The sequence below is a fragment of the Microbacterium sp. MRS-1 genome (assembly GCF_000585455.1).
GTDB classification, from domain to species: Bacteria; Actinomycetota; Actinomycetes; order Actinomycetales; family Microbacteriaceae; genus Microbacterium; species Microbacterium laevaniformans.
In genome coordinates, this window is the sequence record NZ_JAUF01000006.1 from 26,266 (window position 1) to 44,014 (window position 17,749).

General features: G+C 70.2%; 15 protein-coding genes and 1 tRNA gene. 14 read left to right on the top strand and 2 right to left on the bottom strand.

Going from position 1 to position 17,749, the window contains the following annotated elements:
• The first annotated feature begins 89 nt into the window (after positions 1-89).
• The 3 genes from AS96_RS01115 (at position 90) to AS96_RS01125 (ending at position 2,600) form a co-directional block, all read left to right on the top strand.
• Positions 90-668, top strand: coding sequence for a hypothetical protein (locus AS96_RS01115; RefSeq protein WP_036284722.1), 579 nt, complete (start codon positions 90-92; stop codon positions 666-668).
• A 54-nt stretch (positions 669-722) separates the two neighbouring features.
• Positions 723-1,568, top strand: a complete 846-nt coding sequence (rsmA, locus tag AS96_RS01120; protein ID WP_036284724.1) for a 16S rRNA (adenine(1518)-N(6)/adenine(1519)-N(6))-dimethyltransferase RsmA — start codon at positions 723-725, stop codon at positions 1,566-1,568.
• 108 nt (positions 1,569-1,676) lie between these two features.
• Positions 1,677-2,600 (top strand): phosphodiesterase, encoded by a 924-nt coding sequence (locus tag AS96_RS01125; RefSeq protein ID WP_036284726.1) that lies wholly within the window; start codon positions 1,677-1,679, stop codon positions 2,598-2,600.
• Here AS96_RS01125 and AS96_RS01130 read toward each other — a convergent pair.
• The gene (locus AS96_RS01130; protein ID WP_036284729.1) at positions 2,536-4,134 is read right to left on the bottom strand and encodes a stealth conserved region 3 domain-containing protein; all 1,599 of its coding nucleotides are present in this window, start codon (positions 4,132-4,134) and stop codon (positions 2,536-2,538) included. The genes AS96_RS01125 and AS96_RS01130 overlap by 65 nt on opposite strands.
• A 111-nt stretch (positions 4,135-4,245) precedes the next feature.
• Here AS96_RS01130 and AS96_RS01135 point away from each other — a divergent pair, with 111 nt between their 5' ends.
• The 4 genes from AS96_RS01135 to AS96_RS01150 all read left to right on the top strand — a co-directional run bounded on the left by AS96_RS01135 (position 4,246) and on the right by AS96_RS01150 (position 9,453).
• Entirely contained in the window at positions 4,246-5,310 is a 1,065-nt protein-coding gene (locus AS96_RS01135) for an aldo/keto reductase (RefSeq protein ID WP_036284731.1), read from the top strand.
• Complete coding sequence (locus AS96_RS01140) at positions 5,307-6,248, top strand: 4-(cytidine 5'-diphospho)-2-C-methyl-D-erythritol kinase (protein WP_036284876.1); 942 nt, start codon at positions 5,307-5,309, stop codon at positions 6,246-6,248. The genes AS96_RS01135 and AS96_RS01140 overlap by 4 nt, the downstream gene beginning before the upstream one ends.
• Positions 6,249-6,357: 109 nt before the next feature.
• Positions 6,358-7,623 (top strand): GNAT family N-acetyltransferase, encoded by a 1,266-nt coding sequence (locus AS96_RS01145; RefSeq protein WP_231477031.1) that lies wholly within the window; start codon positions 6,358-6,360, stop codon positions 7,621-7,623.
• 33 nt (positions 7,624-7,656) lie between these two features.
• Entirely contained in the window at positions 7,657-9,453 is a 1,797-nt protein-coding gene (locus AS96_RS01150; protein ID WP_036284735.1) for an ABC-F family ATP-binding cassette domain-containing protein, read from the top strand.
• Positions 9,454-9,461: 8 nt separating this feature from the next.
• Here AS96_RS01150 and AS96_RS01155 read toward each other — a convergent pair whose 3' ends face one another.
• Positions 9,462-9,959 (bottom strand): MarR family winged helix-turn-helix transcriptional regulator, encoded by a 498-nt coding sequence (locus AS96_RS01155; protein WP_016464639.1) that lies wholly within the window; start codon positions 9,957-9,959, stop codon positions 9,462-9,464.
• 88 nt (positions 9,960-10,047) lie between these two features.
• Here AS96_RS01155 and AS96_RS01160 point away from each other — a divergent pair, with 88 nt between their 5' ends.
• The 7 genes from AS96_RS01160 (at position 10,048) to AS96_RS01185 (ending at position 17,677) form a co-directional block, all read left to right on the top strand.
• Positions 10,048-11,733, top strand: coding sequence for an FAD-dependent oxidoreductase (locus AS96_RS01160; protein ID WP_036284743.1), 1,686 nt, complete (start codon positions 10,048-10,050; stop codon positions 11,731-11,733).
• 59 nt (positions 11,734-11,792) lie between these two features.
• Positions 11,793-11,954, top strand: a complete 162-nt coding sequence (locus tag AS96_RS15400) for a hypothetical protein (RefSeq protein WP_005052456.1) — start codon at positions 11,793-11,795, stop codon at positions 11,952-11,954.
• On the top strand, positions 11,951-12,256 hold the full coding sequence (locus AS96_RS01165; RefSeq protein ID WP_016464641.1) for a metal-sensitive transcriptional regulator: 306 nt from the start codon (positions 11,951-11,953) through the stop codon (positions 12,254-12,256). The genes AS96_RS15400 and AS96_RS01165 overlap by 4 nt, the downstream gene beginning before the upstream one ends.
• A 73-nt stretch (positions 12,257-12,329) precedes the next feature.
• Positions 12,330-12,401 (top strand) — tRNA-Gln (locus tag AS96_RS01170).
• 1 nt (position 12,402) lies between these two features.
• Positions 12,403-13,875, top strand: coding sequence for a bifunctional UDP-N-acetylglucosamine diphosphorylase/glucosamine-1-phosphate N-acetyltransferase GlmU (glmU, locus tag AS96_RS01175; RefSeq protein ID WP_016464642.1), 1,473 nt, complete (start codon positions 12,403-12,405; stop codon positions 13,873-13,875).
• Entirely contained in the window at positions 13,850-14,884 is a 1,035-nt protein-coding gene (locus AS96_RS01180) for a ribose-phosphate diphosphokinase (RefSeq protein ID WP_036284745.1), read from the top strand. Before glmU ends, AS96_RS01180 begins: the two co-directional genes overlap by 26 nt.
• 84 nt (positions 14,885-14,968) lie before the next feature.
• Positions 14,969-17,677, top strand: coding sequence for an HAD-IC family P-type ATPase (locus AS96_RS01185; protein WP_036284749.1), 2,709 nt, complete (start codon positions 14,969-14,971; stop codon positions 17,675-17,677).
• Positions 17,678-17,749 lie beyond the last annotated feature (72 nt).

The following is a 17,749-nucleotide window of genomic DNA, read 5'->3' on the forward strand; positions in this document are numbered from 1 at the left end:
GAACGCCGCGCGCGTTCCCGGTGCGCGCGCCAGGTGAATGCCGGCGTCGTGCGCGCAGCGATGTCGGTGGCCCGGGCTAGCGTCGGGGCATGAACACCGACGAGCTGTTTCTGCGTTCCGACGCGGCCCTGCGCGACGTGATCGACCGGATCGGTCCGGCCGATCTCACCCGGTCGGCACCCGCCGAGTGGACCTCCACGGCGAACCCCACGTTCCGTGACATCCTGCAGGCGCACACGTACGACGAGGCGTGGGTTCCCGACGTCCTGCGCGGACGTGCGGCGGCCGACGGCGACGACCTGCGCGGCGTCGATCTGCTGGGCGACGATCCGATCGGCGCCTACGACGCGCGCAACGATGCCGCGACCGCCGCCGTGCGCGCCGGCGGCTACGCCGACACGTTCCGGTTCAGCTACGGCGACTATTCGGCCGCCGAAGGGTTCGCGCACCTGGCCACGTATCGGGCATTCCAGGCGTGGCAGATCGCGAAGCATCTCGGCATCCCGTTCCACCTGTCACCCGAGCTGATCGCCGATCTCGAGGAACACGTCGTGGCGTTCGCGGACGAGTGGCGCCAGTGGGGCGTGTTCCCTCCCGCTATCGAGGCACCGGCCGATGCCGACGACGAGACGCGTCTGCTCTGCGCCGTCGGCTACTGGATCCCGTAGGGGGCGATCGCGGCGTCCCTCGAGCCGGCGGCCCCGCCGGATAGGCTGGAGCGCATGCCCGTGACCCTGCTCGGAGCCGCCGAGATCCGCGCGCTCGCCGCCGACCTCGACGTGACGCCGACGAAGAAGCTCGGTCAGAACTTCGTCGTCGACGCCAACACCGTGCGAAAGATCGTGCACGTGGCGGAAGTGACGGCCGCCGACCGGGTCGTCGAGGTGGGCCCCGGGCTGGGCTCTCTCACACTCGCGATTCTGGAGACCGGCGCTGCGGTCACCGCCGTGGAGATCGATCATCGCCTCGCCGAGCGTCTGCCGGCCACGGCCGCGTCGCACGGCGTCGCCGCCGGTGCGCTGACGGTCGTGGATGCCGACGCCCTTCGCGTCACCGCGCTTCCGGGTGATCCGAACGTGCTCGTCGCCAACCTGCCGTACAACGTCAGCGTGCCGGTGCTGCTGCACTTCATGGAGACCTTTCCGGGCCTTGAGCGCGGTGTCGTGATGGTGCAGGCGGAGGTGGGGGAGCGGCTCGCCGCTCCGCCGGGATCCAAGGTCTACGGAGCGCCCAGCGTCAAGGCCGCCTGGTACGGCCCGTGGCGGCTGGCCGGCACCGTCTCTCGGCAGGTCTTCTGGCCGGTGCCCAACGTCGACAGCGTGCTCGTCGGGTTCCGTCGCGACCTCGAGCCGCGCGGCGACGAGGCGCTTCGTCGCGCGACGTTCCAGGTGGTGGATGCCGCATTCCAGCAGCGCCGCAAGATGCTGCGGCAGGCGCTGGCACCGGTGCTCGGCGGATCGTCGAGCACCGCGTCGGCGGTGTTGGAGGCTGCAGGCGTCGACCCGACGGCGCGTGGCGAGCAGCTCACGATCGCGGACTTCGTCGCGATCGCCCGCACGCTTCGGTAAGCGCCGGTGCGCGCGCCGCGCCTCGCCGTGACCCGCTGACCGTCGGTCGGCGACATGTCGCGTCCTGTTCACCGCGCGGTCACGAAACATGCTTGTAACATTGCGCCCATGCGTATGGCCGAGCATCCTGCTCCCGAACGGGTCCTGCTCCATCTCAGCGACACCCATCTGCGCGCCGCCGGCTCGCGCATCTGGGACCGCGTCTCGGGGGAAGAACACCTCGCTCGTGCGTTGTCCGGAATCGAAGCGTCGGGCGTGCGTCCCGACGCGATCGTGGTGACGGGTGACCTCGTCGACCTCGGCGAACGTGCCGCCTATGCCACGCTGCGCGCGATGGTGGAACCCGTGGCCGCACGCCTCGAGGCGCCGGTGGTGTGGGTGATGGGAAACCACGACGATCGCGCCGCGTTCCGCAGCGAGCTCTGGGACGACGAGGATGCGGACCTTCGCCCCGTCGATCGCGTCGACGAGTTCGACGGCCTGCGCATCGTCACGCTGGACACCTCCGTGCCGGGGCATCACTACGGCGAGATCAGCGACGCGCAGCTGGCCTGGCTCGCCACCGTGCTCGTCACGCCCGCGCCGCTGGGCACGATCCTCGCCATGCATCACCCGCCCGTGCCGAGCGTGCTCGCGCTCGCGGCGAGCGTGGAGCTGCGCGATCAGGCGCGGCTCGCCCGTGTGGTGCGCGGCACCGACGTCCGCGCGATCATCGCCGGGCATCTTCACTACTCGACGTTCGCGACGTTTGCCGGCATCCCCGTCTCGGTCGCCTCATCGACCTGCTACGCGCAGGATCTCACCGTGCCGGTCGGCGGCACCCGTCCGCAGGACGGCGCGCAGTCCTACAACCTCGTCCACGTGTACGACGACACCGTCGTCCACTCCGTGGTCCCGGTCGACGTATCGCGCGTCATGGAGTACACCGACCCCGAGGCGGCTCAGCGACTCCTCGCGGACGCGGGGATCACCGGCGTCGGCGTGCAGCGGCCGTCGGCGCCGCCGACACGCCCGGTGTCCGTGCTGCACTGACCGGCGTCTCCCACGGGGCACGCACCGGGAACATCCGCTCGAGCGTCTCGCGGAGCATCCGCACGCGCAGCTCCTCCGGCACCTCCGTCTCGCCGCCGTCGTTCAGGCAGAACATGTCGGCGTCGCGGCGTTGCTCCAAACGGCGCATCTTCTTCAGTGACGAGGCCATCGTGGTCTGCACGTACTGCACGCGCGGCTCGTTCGTCGCGATCGCGCGTCCGGTCATCAGTGCGTAGTAGTGATAGAGGCTGTTGGTCACCGAGACGTCGGTCGCGCTGCGGAAGCGGGATGCCGCCGTGCGCGCGATGTCGTCGGCGAACTCGCGCTCCACCTCCGCGGCCACGCTTCGCCGCATCGGGGCCGCGCAGTGCTCGAGGTCGCGCAGGATCACCCGCCCGAAGCGCTCCCGCAGGAGCTCTCGATTGACGCGCAGCGCGTTGTCGTGGCCGGATCGTTCCGTGCGTGTGGGGCCGGCCCCGATGCGGACGTCGCACTCGACGAACTTGGTGAGACCGCCCGCGGTGAAGAACATCTCCGCCGTCACGGGGCGGCCGAAGAACATGTCGTCGTTCGAGTAGAGGAAGTGCTCGGCCAGCCCGTCGATGCGGTGCAGTTGCGCCTCGACGGCGTGGGAGTTGTGCGTGGGGAGTACGGACGGGTCGGCGAAGAACTCCTCGCTGCGCACGACCGTCACCCGCGGGTGCTCCGCCAGCCAGGCGGGATGCGGCGAGTCGGTGGCGATGAAGATGCGTCGCACCCAGGGTGCGTACATGTGGACGCTGCGCAGCGCATACCGCAGCTCGTCGACGTGACGGTAGCGGGCGGGCCCGTCGTCGCCCTTGCCGACGACGTACTCCTCTTGCTGCGCGGCGCGCTGTCGCTGGAACTCGCTGGCCGATCCGTCGACCCAGGAGAAGACCATGTCGATGTCGACGCTGACCTGGTGGGGGCGTGCGTCGAACATGCCCACCACGGTGCGCCACGACCTGCCGTAGCGCCAGACCGTCGTGGGAACGAGGTCGGATGCCGGGAAGACCCGCCGCGTGAGCGCGTTCGGTCGTGGCGTGTGGACCAGCTCGCTGGCCGTCCGCCACGTCTCCAGACGCACCCCCTGCGCGCTGCCGTAGCGCAGTGATCCGCTCTGCGTGATCCGCGGGCGAAACAGCCGCAGAGCCCACACGGCGTCGGCGTCGGGGAGGGGTAGATCGACGGCGAGGCGGGCGGGACCGCCCGGCGTCTTCGCGTACAGCGGCTCTTGCGCTCCGGCGGCGGCGAGGGCGCGCAGGGCCGCGCGTCCCTCCGCGGCATCGACCACGATCACCACGGCGCCGTGGTCGTCTTGGGCGAGCAGCGGATCGATGCCGGCGGCGACCAGGGCGTCGGCGACCAGTCCGATGTCCGCGATGCGCGCCATCTCGGGCGTGAGGTCGTCGTGGACGACGTGGAGGATGCCGTCCACCCAGCGCAGGTCGTCGCGGGCGAGCAGGCTCGACCAGGGATGCGGGTGCGGCGAGAGTGCCTCCAGTGCTGCCATTACGCGGACCGCCCTTCATCGTCGGAGAGCCTCAGCGTACGTTGCCGGCGTTTCCCGCGCGTTTCGGGAGCGACAGGCCCGGTGAGCGGTCGCGGTCGATAGCCTGGACGGGTGACCGACACCTCCGAGCGTTTCCCCGCCTCGCGCGGCGGCGACCTGCACCGTCCGTACGCCGCGGCATCCGACCGCTACTCCGCCTCCACGTTTCGTCAGGTGGGCTCGAGCGGGCTGTATCTGCCGGCGATCTCGCTGGGGCTGTGGTGGAACTTCGGCGACAACGTGCCCTTCGACAACCAGCGCGCGCTGCTGCGCCACGCCTTCGACCGCGGCATCACCCATTTCGATCTCGCGAACAACTACGGTCCGCCCTACGGCAGCGCCGAGACGAACTTCGGGCGCATGATGCGAGAGGACTTCCGGCCCTACCGGGACGAGCTGATCATCTCGTCGAAGGCCGGGTACGACATGTGGGACGGGCCCTACGGCCAGTGGGGTTCGCGCAAGTACCTGCTCGCCAGCGCCGAGCAGTCGCTGACGCGCATGTCGCTCGACTACGTCGACATCTTCTACTCACACCGCTTCGATCCGGTCACCCCGATCGAGGAGACGGTCGCGGCGCTGGACACTCTCGTGCGTCAGGGCAAGGCGCTCTACGTCGGCATCTCGTCGTACGAGCCCGAGCAGACGGCGAAGGCGGCTGCGGTGGCGCGTGAGCTCGGCACACCGCTGATCATCCATCAGCCGTCCTACTCGATCCTCGGGCGATGGATCGAAGACGGCTTGACCGGCGTGCTCCGGGAGGAGGGGATGGGGGCGATCGCCTTCGTGCCGCTCGCGCAGGGCCTGCTCACCGATCGCTATCTCGGCGACGGCACCTCGACCCGGTCGCAGGAGCGCTCGTCGCTGCCCGGGCGCCGTCTGACCGATACGGCGCTGGAGGGCCTGCGCGCGCTGAACGTGATCGCCCGTGAGCGCGGACAGAGCCTCGCGCAGCTCGCGCTGCAGTGGGTGCTGCGCGACGGCGTGGTGGCTTCGGCGCTCATCGGCGCTTCGCGCCCGCAGCAGCTCGACGAGAACCTCGCGGCCGTGCACGGTCCCGCCTTCGACGCGGAAGAGCTCGAGCGCATCGACGTCATCTCCGCCGGTATCGGCGAGGTGTGGGCGGACGCTTCGTGACGACCGCTGCGGCGGCCGGTCGCCGGGTGCACGTGCGTGCGCCCGGCAAGATCAACATCGCCTTCGACGTCGGTGACGTCCAGCCCGACGGCTACCACGACGTGGCCTCGGTGTATCAGGCGGTGTCCGCGTACGAAGACGTGTGGGCGCGGGTCGCGGACGACTTCACGCTCACGGTGACCGGCGATCTGGACGTGTCTGGTGTGCCGCTCGACGAGTCCAATCTCGCCGTGCGCGCCGCGCGGCGCGTCGCGGAGCGGCTGGGGTGGCGCGGCGGCATCCACCTCGACATCCACAAGGGCGTACCCGTCGCCGGCGGCATGGGCGGCGGCTCGGCGGATGCCGCGGCGGCTCTCGTGGCCGTCAACGAGCTGCTCGGCGGAGCTCTCACGACTCTCGAACTGCAAGAACTCGCGGCGCCCCTGGGCGCGGACGTGCCGTTCGCGGTGCTCGGGGGGACGGCCATCGGCACGGGGTGCGGCGACGAGCTCGCTCCGGCGCTGGCACGGGGCCGCTTCGACTGGGTGCTCGTGACGAGTGAGGACGGACTGTCGACCCCCGCCGTGTACCGGGAACTGGACCGGTTGAGAGAGCTGCCCGACATCGCGCCCGCCCACGGTGTACCCGCCGCCGACCCTGTCGTGATGCAGGCGCTGCGTGCGGGCGATCCCGCCGCACTCGCCGTGGCCGTGCGCAACGACCTGCAGGACGCCGCCCTCTCGCTGCGGCCGTCGCTGGCCGAGACGCTGCGCGCAGGTCATCGCGCGGGCGCGCTGGCCGGGCTCGTCTCGGGGTCCGGACCGACCGTCGCCTTCCTCGCCGCCGATGAGCGCGGGGCGTCGGCGCTGGCGTCCGAACTCGCCGCTTCGGCGGCGCCGGGATCGCGTGTGCTGCACGTGCACGGACCCGTCCCCGGCGCGCGCGTGATCACCTCCTGACCATTGCGCGTCTGCCGCATCGGGCAGACACCGACCGAAGAGCGTCCTCACGAACGGAGACCGCATGTCCGATCGCCACCCTCACCACGATGCGTCGCTGGATCGCACCATGACAGACGATCTCGCCGGCCGCGGGCTCGTCGTGCGTCGGGTCGACGATGCGCTGCGCACCGAGACCGACCCCTGGTTGGAGGCCGTCTCCCGCGGCTTCCTGGGCGGTGAGCGCAACGACGTGCAGCGTGATGCGTTCTTCGCGCACACGGCGTACCGGCGCAAGATCGGCGTGTTCGATGAGACCGCGCCCCAGCCGGACGTGCCGGTGGCGACCTTCGCCTCGTGGGCGGCGGAGCTGACCCTTCCCGGAGGGACCGTTGCGGCCTGTGCGATCAGCTCGGTGACCGTCGACCCCACCCATCGCCGCCGCGGCATCCTGCGCTCGGTGATGACGGGGGAGCTGCGTACCGCCGTGGAGCGCGGGCTTCCCGTCGCGATCCTCACCGTGAGCGAGTCGACGATCTACGGCCGCTTCGGCTTCGCGCCGGCCGCGCTCGCCGCGCAGTGGACGATCGACGCCCGTCGGGCGCGGTGGGTGGGCCCCGACGCGCCGGGACGCATCGACTTCGTCACTCGCGCGCAGGGGCGTGAGATCGCTGCGGCGCTGCACGAGCGCGTGCGCGCGCAGACGCCGGGTGAGATCGACATGCCCGGTGGGCACTGGGACCGCTTCTTCGGCACCCGAGCCGACGTCGAGAAAGCCGAGGAGCTGCGGGTGGTCCAGTACCGCTCCGCAACGGGAGACGTCGACGGCGTCGCCCTGTACAAGGTCACGGAGAACGAGCACGACTTCGCGGCGTCCACTGTCGATGTCCTGCTGCTGGTCGCGGCGACCGACGAGGCGTACGCGGGGCTGTGGCGCTTCCTGCTGACGATGGACCTCATCGCCACGGTGCGCGCCGGCGAACTGTCGGTCGACGAGCCGCTGTGGTGGATGATCGCCGACCAGCGGGCCGCGACCGTCACCGTGCGCGACCACCACTACACGCGGATCCTCGATGTACCGGCCGCCCTGTCGGCGCGCACCTACGACGTCGCCGACACGGTCGTGCTCGACGTCGCCGATCCGCTGGGCATCGCCTCCGGGGTGTTCCTGCTGACGACGGATGCCGACGGCACCGCCGCGGTGGAGCTGGTCGACGAGCCGCCGGTCGGCGTGCCGACGGTCACGCTCGGGGTGGCCGCGCTGTCCGCGCTGCTGCTGGGCGGCGTGTCGCCCGTGACGCTGGCGCGCGCGGGCCGTCTGGTCGCCGACGACGCCCCCGCGCTCGCACGGCTGTTCGCCTCCACGGTGCCGCCGCGCCTGAGCTTCTGGTACTGAGCGCCGGGACCTCTCGCGTAGCCTGGAGCGGATATGGCGCATCTGCTCGGGGCTGAGGGCCTCCACCTGGAATTCCCCACGAAGGTCGTCTTCGACGGCGTCTCTCTCGGCGTCGACGAGGGGGATCGCATCGGCATCGTCGGCCGCAACGGCGACGGCAAGTCATCCCTCATGGCCATGCTGGCCGGCCGCCTCGCGCCGGATGCCGGGCGCGTGACGGTGCGCGGCGGCGTGCGCGTGGGCGTGCTCGACCAGGGCGACACGCTCGATGACACGTTGACCATCGCGCAGAGCGTCGTCGGCGACCGTGCCGAGCACGACTGGGCCGGGGATGCCGGGGTGCGCGACGTGATCGCGGGCCTCGTGGGTGATCTCGACTGGGACGGCCCGGTCGCCGGACTCTCCGGAGGGCAGCGGCGACGGGTCGCGCTCGCGCACCTGCTCGTCGGAGACTGGGACGTGCTGGCGCTCGACGAGCCCACGAACCACCTCGATGTCGAAGCGGTGGCCTGGCTCGCCGCGCACCTCACGCGGCGCTGGTCGGCATCCCAGGGTGCGCTCCTGGTCGTCACCCACGATCGATGGTTCCTGGACGAGGTCTGCACCAAGACGTGGGAGGTGCACGACCGCATCGCCGAGCCGTTCGAGGGCGGCTACGCGGCCTACGTGCTGCAGCGCGTCGAGCGCGACCGCCAGTCGGCCGTGATCGAGCAGCGTCGACAGAACCTCGCTCGCACAGAGCTCGCGTGGCTGCGCCGCGGCGCGCCGGCGCGCACCAGCAAGCCGCGGTTCCGCATCGAGGCGGCCAATGAACTCATCGCTGACGTCCCCGAGATCCGCGACAAGGTGCAGTTGCAGTCGCTCGCCGTGTCCCGGTTGGGCAAGGACGTCGTCGACCTGCTCGACGCCGGCGTGACTTACGGCGATCGACTGGTGCTGCAGGACGTCGAGTGGCGCATCGCGCCGGGGGAGCGCACCGGCATCCTCGGCGTCAACGGCGCCGGCAAGTCCACGCTCCTCGGTCTCATCGCCGGCACGGTCGAGCCCACCCACGGTCGGGTCAAGCGCGGAAAGACCGTGAAGGTCGCGACGCTCACGCAGCGGATGGACGAGCTCGACCAATACCTGGACGATCCGGTGCGCGTGGTCATCTCGGGGCTGCGCACGAGCTACACCATCGGAACGGGCTCCAAGGCATCCGAGCTCACGCCGGGCCAGCTGCTGGAGCGCATGGGCTTCAGCTCGGCGCAGCTGTCGACGCCCGTGAAGGATCTGTCCGGTGGCCAGCAGCGTCGCCTGCTGCTGCTGCTGATCCTGCTCGATCAGCCCAACGTGCTGATCCTCGACGAGCCGACCAACGACCTCGACACCGACATGCTCGCTGCCATCGAGGACCTCCTCGACTCGTGGGCCGGAACGCTGCTGGTCGTCTCCCACGATCGCTACTTCCTCGAGCGTGTCACGGACCAGCAGTACGCGGTCATGGGCGGACGGCTACGGCACTTGCCGGGAGGCATCGACGAATACCTGAGGCTCCGCGCCGTTCAGCGCGACCAGCCGGCTGCGCCCGTCGTGGCCGGCTCGGAGGGCGACACTGCTCCGGCGCTGGCCGGCGCCGACCTCCGCGCCGCGCAGAAGGAGCTCGCCGCGGCGGAGCGGCGCATCCAGAAACTGACGGCCCAGGTGGATGCCGCCCGCACCGCCCTTGCCGACCACGACCAGTCCGACTATGCGGGGCTGGGCGAGAAGATGCGCGCGATCGGCGAGCTCGAGGCAGAGATCGCTGCGCTGGAGGAGCGCTGGTTCGAGCTCTCCGAGCTCATCGGCTGAGCCGGCTGTCAGGAGTCGAAGCCCAGCGACAGCTTTCGCAGCAGGCCCGCGAGTCGCTCGCGATCGGAGCGTGACAGCACGCTGAGCAGCAGGGCTTCGGCGTCGACGAGGCGTGTGATCGCGGCATCCACGCGGGTCTTGCCCTCGTCGGTGATCGTCACCAGAACGCTGCGTCCGTCACCGGGATCGGCCTCGCGGCGCACCAGGCGGCGTCCGACGAGGCGATCGATGCGGTTCGTCATCGTGCCGCTGGAGACCAGCGTCTGCTGCAGCAGCTGCTTGGGACTGAGCTGGTAGGGCTCGCCGGCCCGTCGCAGTGCCGACAGCACGTCCCACTCCCAGGGTTCGAGGTCGCTGCGACGAAACGCCTCGCGTCGCGCCCGGTCGAGATGACGCGACAGGCGATCCACCCGCGAGAGCACCTCCAGCGGCGAGAAGTCGAGATCCGGTCGCTGGGCGCCCCACGCGCCGACGATGCGGTCGACTTCGTCGTGCTCGGTGGACATGCCTCCATTATCGTCACGGCGGCGCTCGGAGTTGCGTCAAAATACCCCTAGGGGTATCGTGTGAATACGCGTTCGAGAAGGAGAACAGATGCGCATCGTGATCGTCGGGGGAGTGGCCGGAGGCATGAGCTGTGCCGCGCGTGCGCGCAGGCTCGATGAGGCGGCCGAGATCATCGTCCTCGAGCGGGGCGCGCACGTCTCGTTCGCGAACTGCGGCCTGCCCTACTACGTCGGCGGAGAGATCGCCGATGAGTCCGCTCTGCTCGTGCAGACCCCGGCCTCGCTGAAAGCGTCTCTCGCGCTCGACGTGCGCCCCGGTCACGAGGTGACGGCGGTGGATGCCGCGGCCAAGACCGTGACCGTGATGAGCGCAGACGGTGTCGACACCCTGCACTACGACGCCCTCGTGCTGGCTCCGGGCGCCGCCGCGGCGACGCCGCCCATCACCGGACTGGACTCGCCGCGGGTGCGGACGCTGCGCAGCGTCGAAGACGCGGTCGCGTTGCGTGATCGCGTCCAGGCCGGTGCGCGCCGTGCCGTCGTGCTCGGAGCGGGCTTCATCGGCATCGAGGCCGCCGAAGCGCTCGCCCAGCGTGGGCTGCACACCACCGTCGTCGAGTTCGCGCCGCACGTGCTGCCCCCGCTCGAGGACGAGCTGGCCGCCCTCGTGACCGCGGAACTGCGGACGCTCGGCATCGAGGTGCGCGCCGGCACCGCGGCCACCGCGGTCGAATCCGGTGAGGACGGCGACGTCGTCGTCCTCGACGACGGCACCCGCCTGGACGCCGACATCGTCGTGCTCTCGGTGGGTGTTCGTCCCGACACGGCGGTCTTCGAGGCCGCGGGCGTCGCATGCGTGCGTGGGGCGATGATCATCGACGAGCACGGACGTACCTCGCTGCCCGACGTCTACGCGGTCGGTGATGCGACGGCATCCGTCGACGCCGTCACCGGGGCCGTGCGTCCCGTCGCGCTCGCCGGACCCGCCAACCGCGCCGGACGGCTCGTCGCCGACGCGATTCTCCGTCCGGAGCACGCTCGTCCGCTTCCGCGCCCCGTCGGGACGGCGATCGTCCGTGTCGGTGCGCAGACGGTGGCGATGACCGGCGCGAACCGCGCCGCGCTCGCCGCCGCCGGGATCGACGCGGACACGCTGCACCTTCATCCGGGCCAGCACGCCGGCTACTTTCCCGGCGCTTCGCAGATCCATCTGGTCGTCCACATCCGTCGGAGTGACGGGTTGCTGCTGGGAGCGCAGGCCGTCGGCGCCGACGGGGTCGACAAGAGGATCGACGTGCTCGCGACGGCCATCCGTGCGGGCTGGGCGGTGGATGAGCTGATCGACCTCGACCTGGCCTACGCACCGCCGTACGGCTCTGCGAAGGACCCCGTCAACATGGTGGGGATGGTCGGCGAGAACGTCCGGGGCGGGGCCCTCCGCCTCTGGTACGCGCAGGACGTCGACGCGGTCGCCGAGACCGCGCTGATCCTCGACGTGCGTACACCCGCAGAACTGTCCACCGGGCACCTTCCCGGCGTGCTCGCCATCCCGCACACCGCGCTGCGCGGCCGGCTCGACGAGGTGCGAGAGGCTGCCGCCGGGCGACCCGTGCGCGTCATGTGCCAGTCGGGCGTGCGCTCCGCGATCGCGCACCGCGTGCTCGCGCAGGCCGGGTTCGACTCGGCGTCCCTGTCCGGCGGCATGCTGACGCTGCGCGCCGTTCTCGGTGAGCGGGCGGATGCCGTGCTCGTCTCCGACCGCACACGCGTCTGAGGCGCGCGGACTCTTCCCCTCCCTGGCACGACCGACGAACAACGAACAGGAGAACTCCCATGTGCTCAGCAGTGACCTGCCGAACCTGCGGCAAGACGACGTGGGCCGGCTGCGGCCAGCACGTCGACCAGGTGATGAAGAACGTGCCGGCATCCCAGCGCTGCCCCGGCCACGAGCAGGCAGCCGGCGGCGGCTTCCTCGCCCGCGTGTTCGGGCGGTGACGACGAACGTGTCCGCATCCGACGCGGCGACGGCGCACGACGGCGCCGCGCAGCGCAAGATCGCCAACCGTCTGCGCCGTGCGCGGGGCCAGCTCGATGCGGTCATCGCCGCCGTTGAGGAGGGAAAGCCCTGTCGCGACGTCGTGACGCAGTTGGCTGCCGTCTCCAGCGCGCTGGACCGCGCCGGCTTCGCCATCGTGTCCACGGCGCTGCGGGAGTGTCTTTCCGATCCGGAGGGTGCAGCCGCGGAAGACGGCGTCACCGCCGACGAGCTGGAGAAGCTCTTCCTCATGCTCGCCTGAGCACGGCGATGCGGTCATCCGGGGTCGGGACTGGCAGACTGGAGCGGCACACCCGCCGTCTCGTGGGGTGCGGTCCGCCGTAGTGTAACGGCAGCACGACAGCCTTTGGAGCTGTGAGGTTCAGGTTCGAATCCTGGCGGCGGAGCATGACAGAGAACAGGTTGGATGCATCCCTCGCCGTCGTGATCCTCGCCGCGGGGCAGGGTACGCGCATGCGCTCGTCGCTGCCGAAGGTGCTGCACCGCATCGGGGGCCGCCCCCTCGTCGGGCACGTTCTCGACACGGCGCGCGACCTGTCGCCCGCCCACGTTCTCGTCGTCGTCCGGCACGAAAGGGATCTCGTCGCCGATGCGGTGACCGGTATCTCGCCCGAGGTCGTCGTGGTCGACCAGGACGAGATCCCGGGCACGGGTCGCGCCGTCGAAGTCGCCCTGGACGCCGTCCCCGATTTCGACGGCGACGTGCTGGTGCTTTCCGGTGACGTCCCCCTGCTCGATGCCGAGACGCTGAGCGCCCTCATCCGAGACCACCGCTCGTCCCGGGCTGCGATCACACTGCTGTCGGCCGTGCTCGACGACGCGACCGGCTACGGCCGTGTCGTGCGCGCCACCAACGGCGGCGTGGAGCGCATCGTCGAGCAGAAGGACGCCACGGCCGCGGAAGCGGCGATCACCGAGATCAACGCGGGCGTCTACGTCTTCCAGGCGGAGATGTTGCGTTCGCAGCTGGCGCGTGTGGGCACCCAGAACGCGCAGGGCGAGAAGTATCTGACCGACGTCGTGGGCCTGGCCCGCACCGCGGGGCTCGCCGTCACGGCATCCGTCGTCTCCGACGTCTCGCTGACGCTCGGCGTCAACGATCGCGCGCAGCTCGCCGAGGCCGGGCGCCTGCTCAACGCGCGCACCGTGCGCCGGTGGCAACTCGACGGCGTCACGATTCAGGATCCGGCGACGACCTGGATCGATGTCACCGCGACCCTCGCGCCCGACGTGACGGTGTTGCCCAACACTCACATCCTGCGCGCCACCGCCGTGGCTGCCGGCGCCACGATCGGACCCGACACGACGCTGGAGGACTGCGAGGTGGGCGAGAACGCCGTCGTCCGCCGCACTGATGCGACTCTCGCCGTCATCGGGGCGGGCGCCTCGGTCGGACCGTTCGCCTATCTGCGGCCGGGTACCGTGCTGGCCGACGGAGGCAAGATCGGAACGTTCGTGGAGACGAAGAACTCCACCATCGGCGCAGGCAGCAAGGTTCCCCACCTGTCCTACATCGGCGACACGACGATCGGACGCGGCGTCAACCTCGGCGCCGGCGCGATCACCGCGAACTACGACGACATCGCCAAGCATCGCACCGAGATCGGTGACGAGGTGCACTCCGGCTCGCACAACGTCTTCGTCGCGCCCGTTAGGATCGGAGATGGCGCCAAGACCGGTGCCGGTGCGGTGATCCGGAAGGACGTCCCGCCCGGAGCTCTCGCCTTGAGCGTTGCCCCCCAGCGCAACGTCGAGGGGTGGGTCGAGAACCACCGACCGGGAACGGCCGCGGCCGCGGCCGCGGCACGTTCCCGCACTGCACAGGAAGCGGACCATGGCGCGCAAGAAGCACACGGTTGACCTGGACGTCGAGCGCGGGATCGCCCCCGGACTCGTCGCCAAGACCAAGAAGCGTCTGGTCGTCGCCAGCGGCAGCTCGCATCCGACCCTGTCGCATGACGTCGCCCAGGCGCTCGGCACCGAGCTGGTACCGACCGAGCATCGTACGTTCGCCTCCGGCGAGATCCTGACCCGCTTCGAGGTGTCGATCCGCGGCTGCGATGCCTTCATCATCCAGTCCTTCGGCCCCCCGGTGAACGAGTGGCTCATGGAGCTGCTGATCATGCTGGATGCCGCCAAGCGCGCCTCCGCGAAGCGGATCACCGTCGTCGCGCCGTATTACCCGTACTCGCGTCAGGACAAGAAGGGTCGCGGTCGCGAGCCGATCAGCGCGCGTCTCGTCGCCGATCTGCTGAAGACGGCGGGTGCCGACCGCGTGATGAGCGTGGACCTGCACGCCGCTCAGATCCAGGGGTTCTTCGATGGACCGGTCGATCACCTGTTCGCCAAGCCCGTGCTGCTCGAGTACTTCCAGAACAGCCTTTCGACCGACGACCGTGCCAAGCTCACCGTCGTCTCGCCCGACACCGGGCGCGTGCGCGTGGCCGACCAGTGGTCCGACTCGCTCGGAGCGCCTCTCGCGATCATCCACAAACGCCGCGACCCGAACGTCGCCAACCAGGTGACCGTCAACGAGATCGTGGGACACGTCGAGGGTCGCGTCTGCCTGCTCGTCGACGACATGATCGACACCGGCGGCACCATCGTCAAGGCGGCGCAGGCGCTGAAGACCAACGGGGCCGAACGGGTCATCGTGGCGGCCACGCACGCGGTGTTCAGCGCTCCGGCGACCGAGCGCCTGCAGGATGCCGCGATCGACGAAGTCGTCGTGACCGACACGATTCCCCTTGCGGACGAGAAGCGCTTCCCGGGGCTGACGATTCTGCCCATCGCTCCGCTGCTCGCGCGCGCGATCAAAGAGGTCTTCGAGGACGGGTCGGTCACAAGCATGTTCGACGGCGCCGCCTGAGACAGGGAAACGCCGAGGACGGGCCGGAGATATTACCGGTCATCCGGCCTGCGGGTGGATCCGCATCGTGCCTAGGATCGCGGTATGACCCCTCCGATGCTCGAGGCGGACCTGACTGTCGCCGCACCTCATGCTCGACCGATCGATGACCTGCGCAGCGCGCTGCGGGTCGACGGCGATGGCTTGAGCGCGGCCGACGTCGCGGAACGGCTCGAGATCGCCGGTCCCAACCTGCTGCCGGAGCCGAAACGCACGCCGGGGTGGCTGCGGTTCCTCTCCCACTTCAACGACACTCTGATCTACATCCTGCTGGCCGCCGCCGCCATCAAGGCCGTGATGGGCGACTGGCTCGATTTCTGGGTCATCATGGCCGTCGCCATCATCAACGCGGTGATCGGGTATGTCCAGGAAGGGCAGGCGGAAAAGGCTCTCGCGGGCATCCGCGGCATGCTCTCCCCCGAAGCCACCGTGCTCCGCGACGGTCGCTGGGCCACGGTGCCTGCCGCCGACCTTGTACCGGGTGACATCGTCCGGCTCATGCCCGGCGACAAGGTCCCCGCCGACGTCCGCCTCGTCGAGGCGACGCAGTTGCGCATCGACGAAGCCGCGCTGACGGGGGAGTCGGTGCCGTCGTCCAAGGATCCGGCGCCCGTTGCCCACGGAGCCGGCGTGGGAGACCGTGCGTCGATGGCATTCTCCGGCACGATCGTCACCGGCGGTCAGGGCGCGGGCATCGTCACCGGAACGGGCGCGGCGACCGAGATCGGGAAGATCCAGGCCCTCGTCGGGGAGGCGGGCTCGCTCGATACACCGCTCACGATCCAGCTGGCATCTTTCGGCAAGAAGCTCACCCTCGTCATCCTCGGGATGGCGCTGGCCATGATGGTCATCGGCCGATACCTGCACGACATGCCCCTGCCCGACCTCGTCTCGGCGACGATCGGTTTCGCCGTGGCGGCGATCCCGGAGGGGCTTCCCGCGCTGGTGACGATCACTCTGGCGATCGGCGTGCAGCAGATGGCCCGACGTCACGCGATCACCCGTAAGCTGCCCGCCGTCGAGGCGCTCGGCTCGGTCACCACCGTCTGCTCCGACAAGACGGGCACGCTGACCAAGAACGAGATGACGGTGCGCACGATGCTCACCCCGGTCGGACGCTATGAGGTTTCCGGCCTCGGCTACGACCCGACGGGCGAGATCACGCCGGCCGGCGGCTCAGACCTGGCGGCGCTGCTGGCCGTGGCCGACCTCTGCAACGACGCCTCGCTCGAGCGCGTGTCGGCGGGGGCCGATGTCGACAGCGCCCGGACGCTCGGCTGGGCGCTCGTCGGCGAGCCGACCGAGGGGGCGTTGAAGGTCGTCGCCATGAAGGGGGGATCGGATGCCGGGGGAGCGCGTCGCATCGGTGTCGTGCCGTTCGATTCCGCCCACAAGTTCATGGCGACCCTGAACGAGAGCCCCGACGGCTCCCGGGCAATCCTTGTGAAGGGCGCCCCCGACCGTCTGCTCGATCGCGCGCTCACCCAGCGCGGTGCCGACGGGTCCGAGCCGCTGGACCGCGCGTTCTGGGAGAACGCGGTGGACGAACTCAGCGGACAGGGGCTGCGAGTGCTGGCCGCGGCGCGCAAGCCGACGCGCGCCGACACCGTGAGCGCTGATGAGCTCATCGACCTCGAACTCCTCGGGCTGTGGGGCATCGTGGATCCGCCGCGCCCGGAGGCCATCGAAGCGATCGCGGACTGCCACGCCGCCGGCATCCGCGTGAAGATGATCACGGGCGACCACGCCGGCACCGCCATGGCGATCAGTCGCGAGATGGGTCTGGTCAGCAGCGACGACGCTCCCGTGCTCACCGGTGCCGAGCTCGAAGCGCTGAGCCAGGAGCAGCTGAAGGGCGTCGTGCAGGGGGTCGACGTCTTCGCGCGAACGAGCCCCGAGCACAAGATCCGGATCGTACGTGCACTGCAGTCCCACGGCGAGGTCGTCGCGATGACCGGCGACGGCGTCAACGACGCACCGGCGCTGACCCGGGCCGATATCGGCATCGCAATGGGCATCAAGGGAACCGAGGCCACGAAGGAGGCCGCCGAGATCGTCCTCACCGACGACAACTTCGCCACGATCCGCAGCGCGATCGCCGAGGGACGGCGGATCTACGACAATCTCCGCAAGTCGGTCGTCTTCCTGCTGCCGACCAACGGTGCGCAGTCGCTCGTGATCCTGGTGGCGGTCGTCTTCGGCCTCACCCTGCCGCTCACACCCGTGCAGGTGCTGTGGGTCAACATGGTCACGGCCATCACCCTCTCGCTTGCGCTGGCCTACGAGCCCGCCGAACGGGGCATCATGAACCGACCACCGCGGCCGACCGGCGGATCCATCGTCTCGATGCGTGAGCTCGGCTTCATCCTGGCGGTCTCGGTGCTCATCGGCGGCGCGACCCTCGGTGTGTTCGCCCTCGCGCTCGCCCGCGGGGTCGATCTCGATGTCGCGCGCACCGAGGCTGTCGCCATGCTCGCTTTCGGTCAGCTCGCCTTCCTGCTCAACTGTCGCTTCCTCGGCCGCTCGAGCCTGACGCTCGACGTGCTGCGCGGAAACCGTGTGATCTGGTGGTCGGCGGCGGCCCTGCTCGTGCTCCAGGCGCTCTACACCTACGTCCCCTTCCTCAACGACCTGTTCGGCTCCGAGCCCCTGGATGCTGTGGGCTGGCTGATGCCGATCGCCGCCTCTGTGGGCGTCTTCTTCGCGGTCGAGGGCCTGAAAGCGCTTCGCCGCGAGCGCGAAGCGCGCGTGTGAGGCCGGCCCGACGGGCGATTCGTGCCCGCGCGGTGAGGACGGTTCTCAATGCGAATGCATAGGTGATACGCG

Bases quoted from the DNA above. Each gene is read 5' to 3' on its own strand.
- rsmA (WP_036284724.1), top strand. From the start codon at position 723: ATGCCCGTGACCCTGCTCGGAGCCGCCGAGATCCGCGCGCTCGCCGCC.
- AS96_RS01145 (WP_231477031.1), top strand. From the start codon at position 6,358: ATGACAGACGATCTCGCCGGCCGCGGGCTCGTCGTGCGTCGGGTCGAC.
- glmU (WP_016464642.1), top strand. From the start codon at position 12,403: ATGACAGAGAACAGGTTGGATGCATCCCTCGCCGTCGTGATCCTCGCC.
- AS96_RS01150 (WP_036284735.1), top strand. From the start codon at position 7,657: ATGGCGCATCTGCTCGGGGCTGAGGGCCTCCACCTGGAATTCCCCACG.
- AS96_RS01130 (WP_036284729.1), bottom strand. From the start codon at position 4,134: ATGGCAGCACTGGAGGCACTCTCGCCGCACCCGCATCCCTGGTCGAGC.
- AS96_RS01180 (WP_036284745.1), top strand. From the start codon at position 13,850: ATGGCGCGCAAGAAGCACACGGTTGACCTGGACGTCGAGCGCGGGATC.
- AS96_RS01185 (WP_036284749.1), top strand. From the start codon at position 14,969: ATGACCCCTCCGATGCTCGAGGCGGACCTGACTGTCGCCGCACCTCAT.
- AS96_RS01125 (WP_036284726.1), top strand. From the start codon at position 1,677: ATGCGTATGGCCGAGCATCCTGCTCCCGAACGGGTCCTGCTCCATCTC.
- AS96_RS15400 (WP_005052456.1), top strand. From the start codon at position 11,793: ATGTGCTCAGCAGTGACCTGCCGAACCTGCGGCAAGACGACGTGGGCC.
- AS96_RS01155 (WP_016464639.1), bottom strand. From the start codon at position 9,959: ATGTCCACCGAGCACGACGAAGTCGACCGCATCGTCGGCGCGTGGGGC.
- AS96_RS01160 (WP_036284743.1), top strand. From the start codon at position 10,048: ATGCGCATCGTGATCGTCGGGGGAGTGGCCGGAGGCATGAGCTGTGCC.
- AS96_RS01115 (WP_036284722.1), top strand. From the start codon at position 90: ATGAACACCGACGAGCTGTTTCTGCGTTCCGACGCGGCCCTGCGCGAC.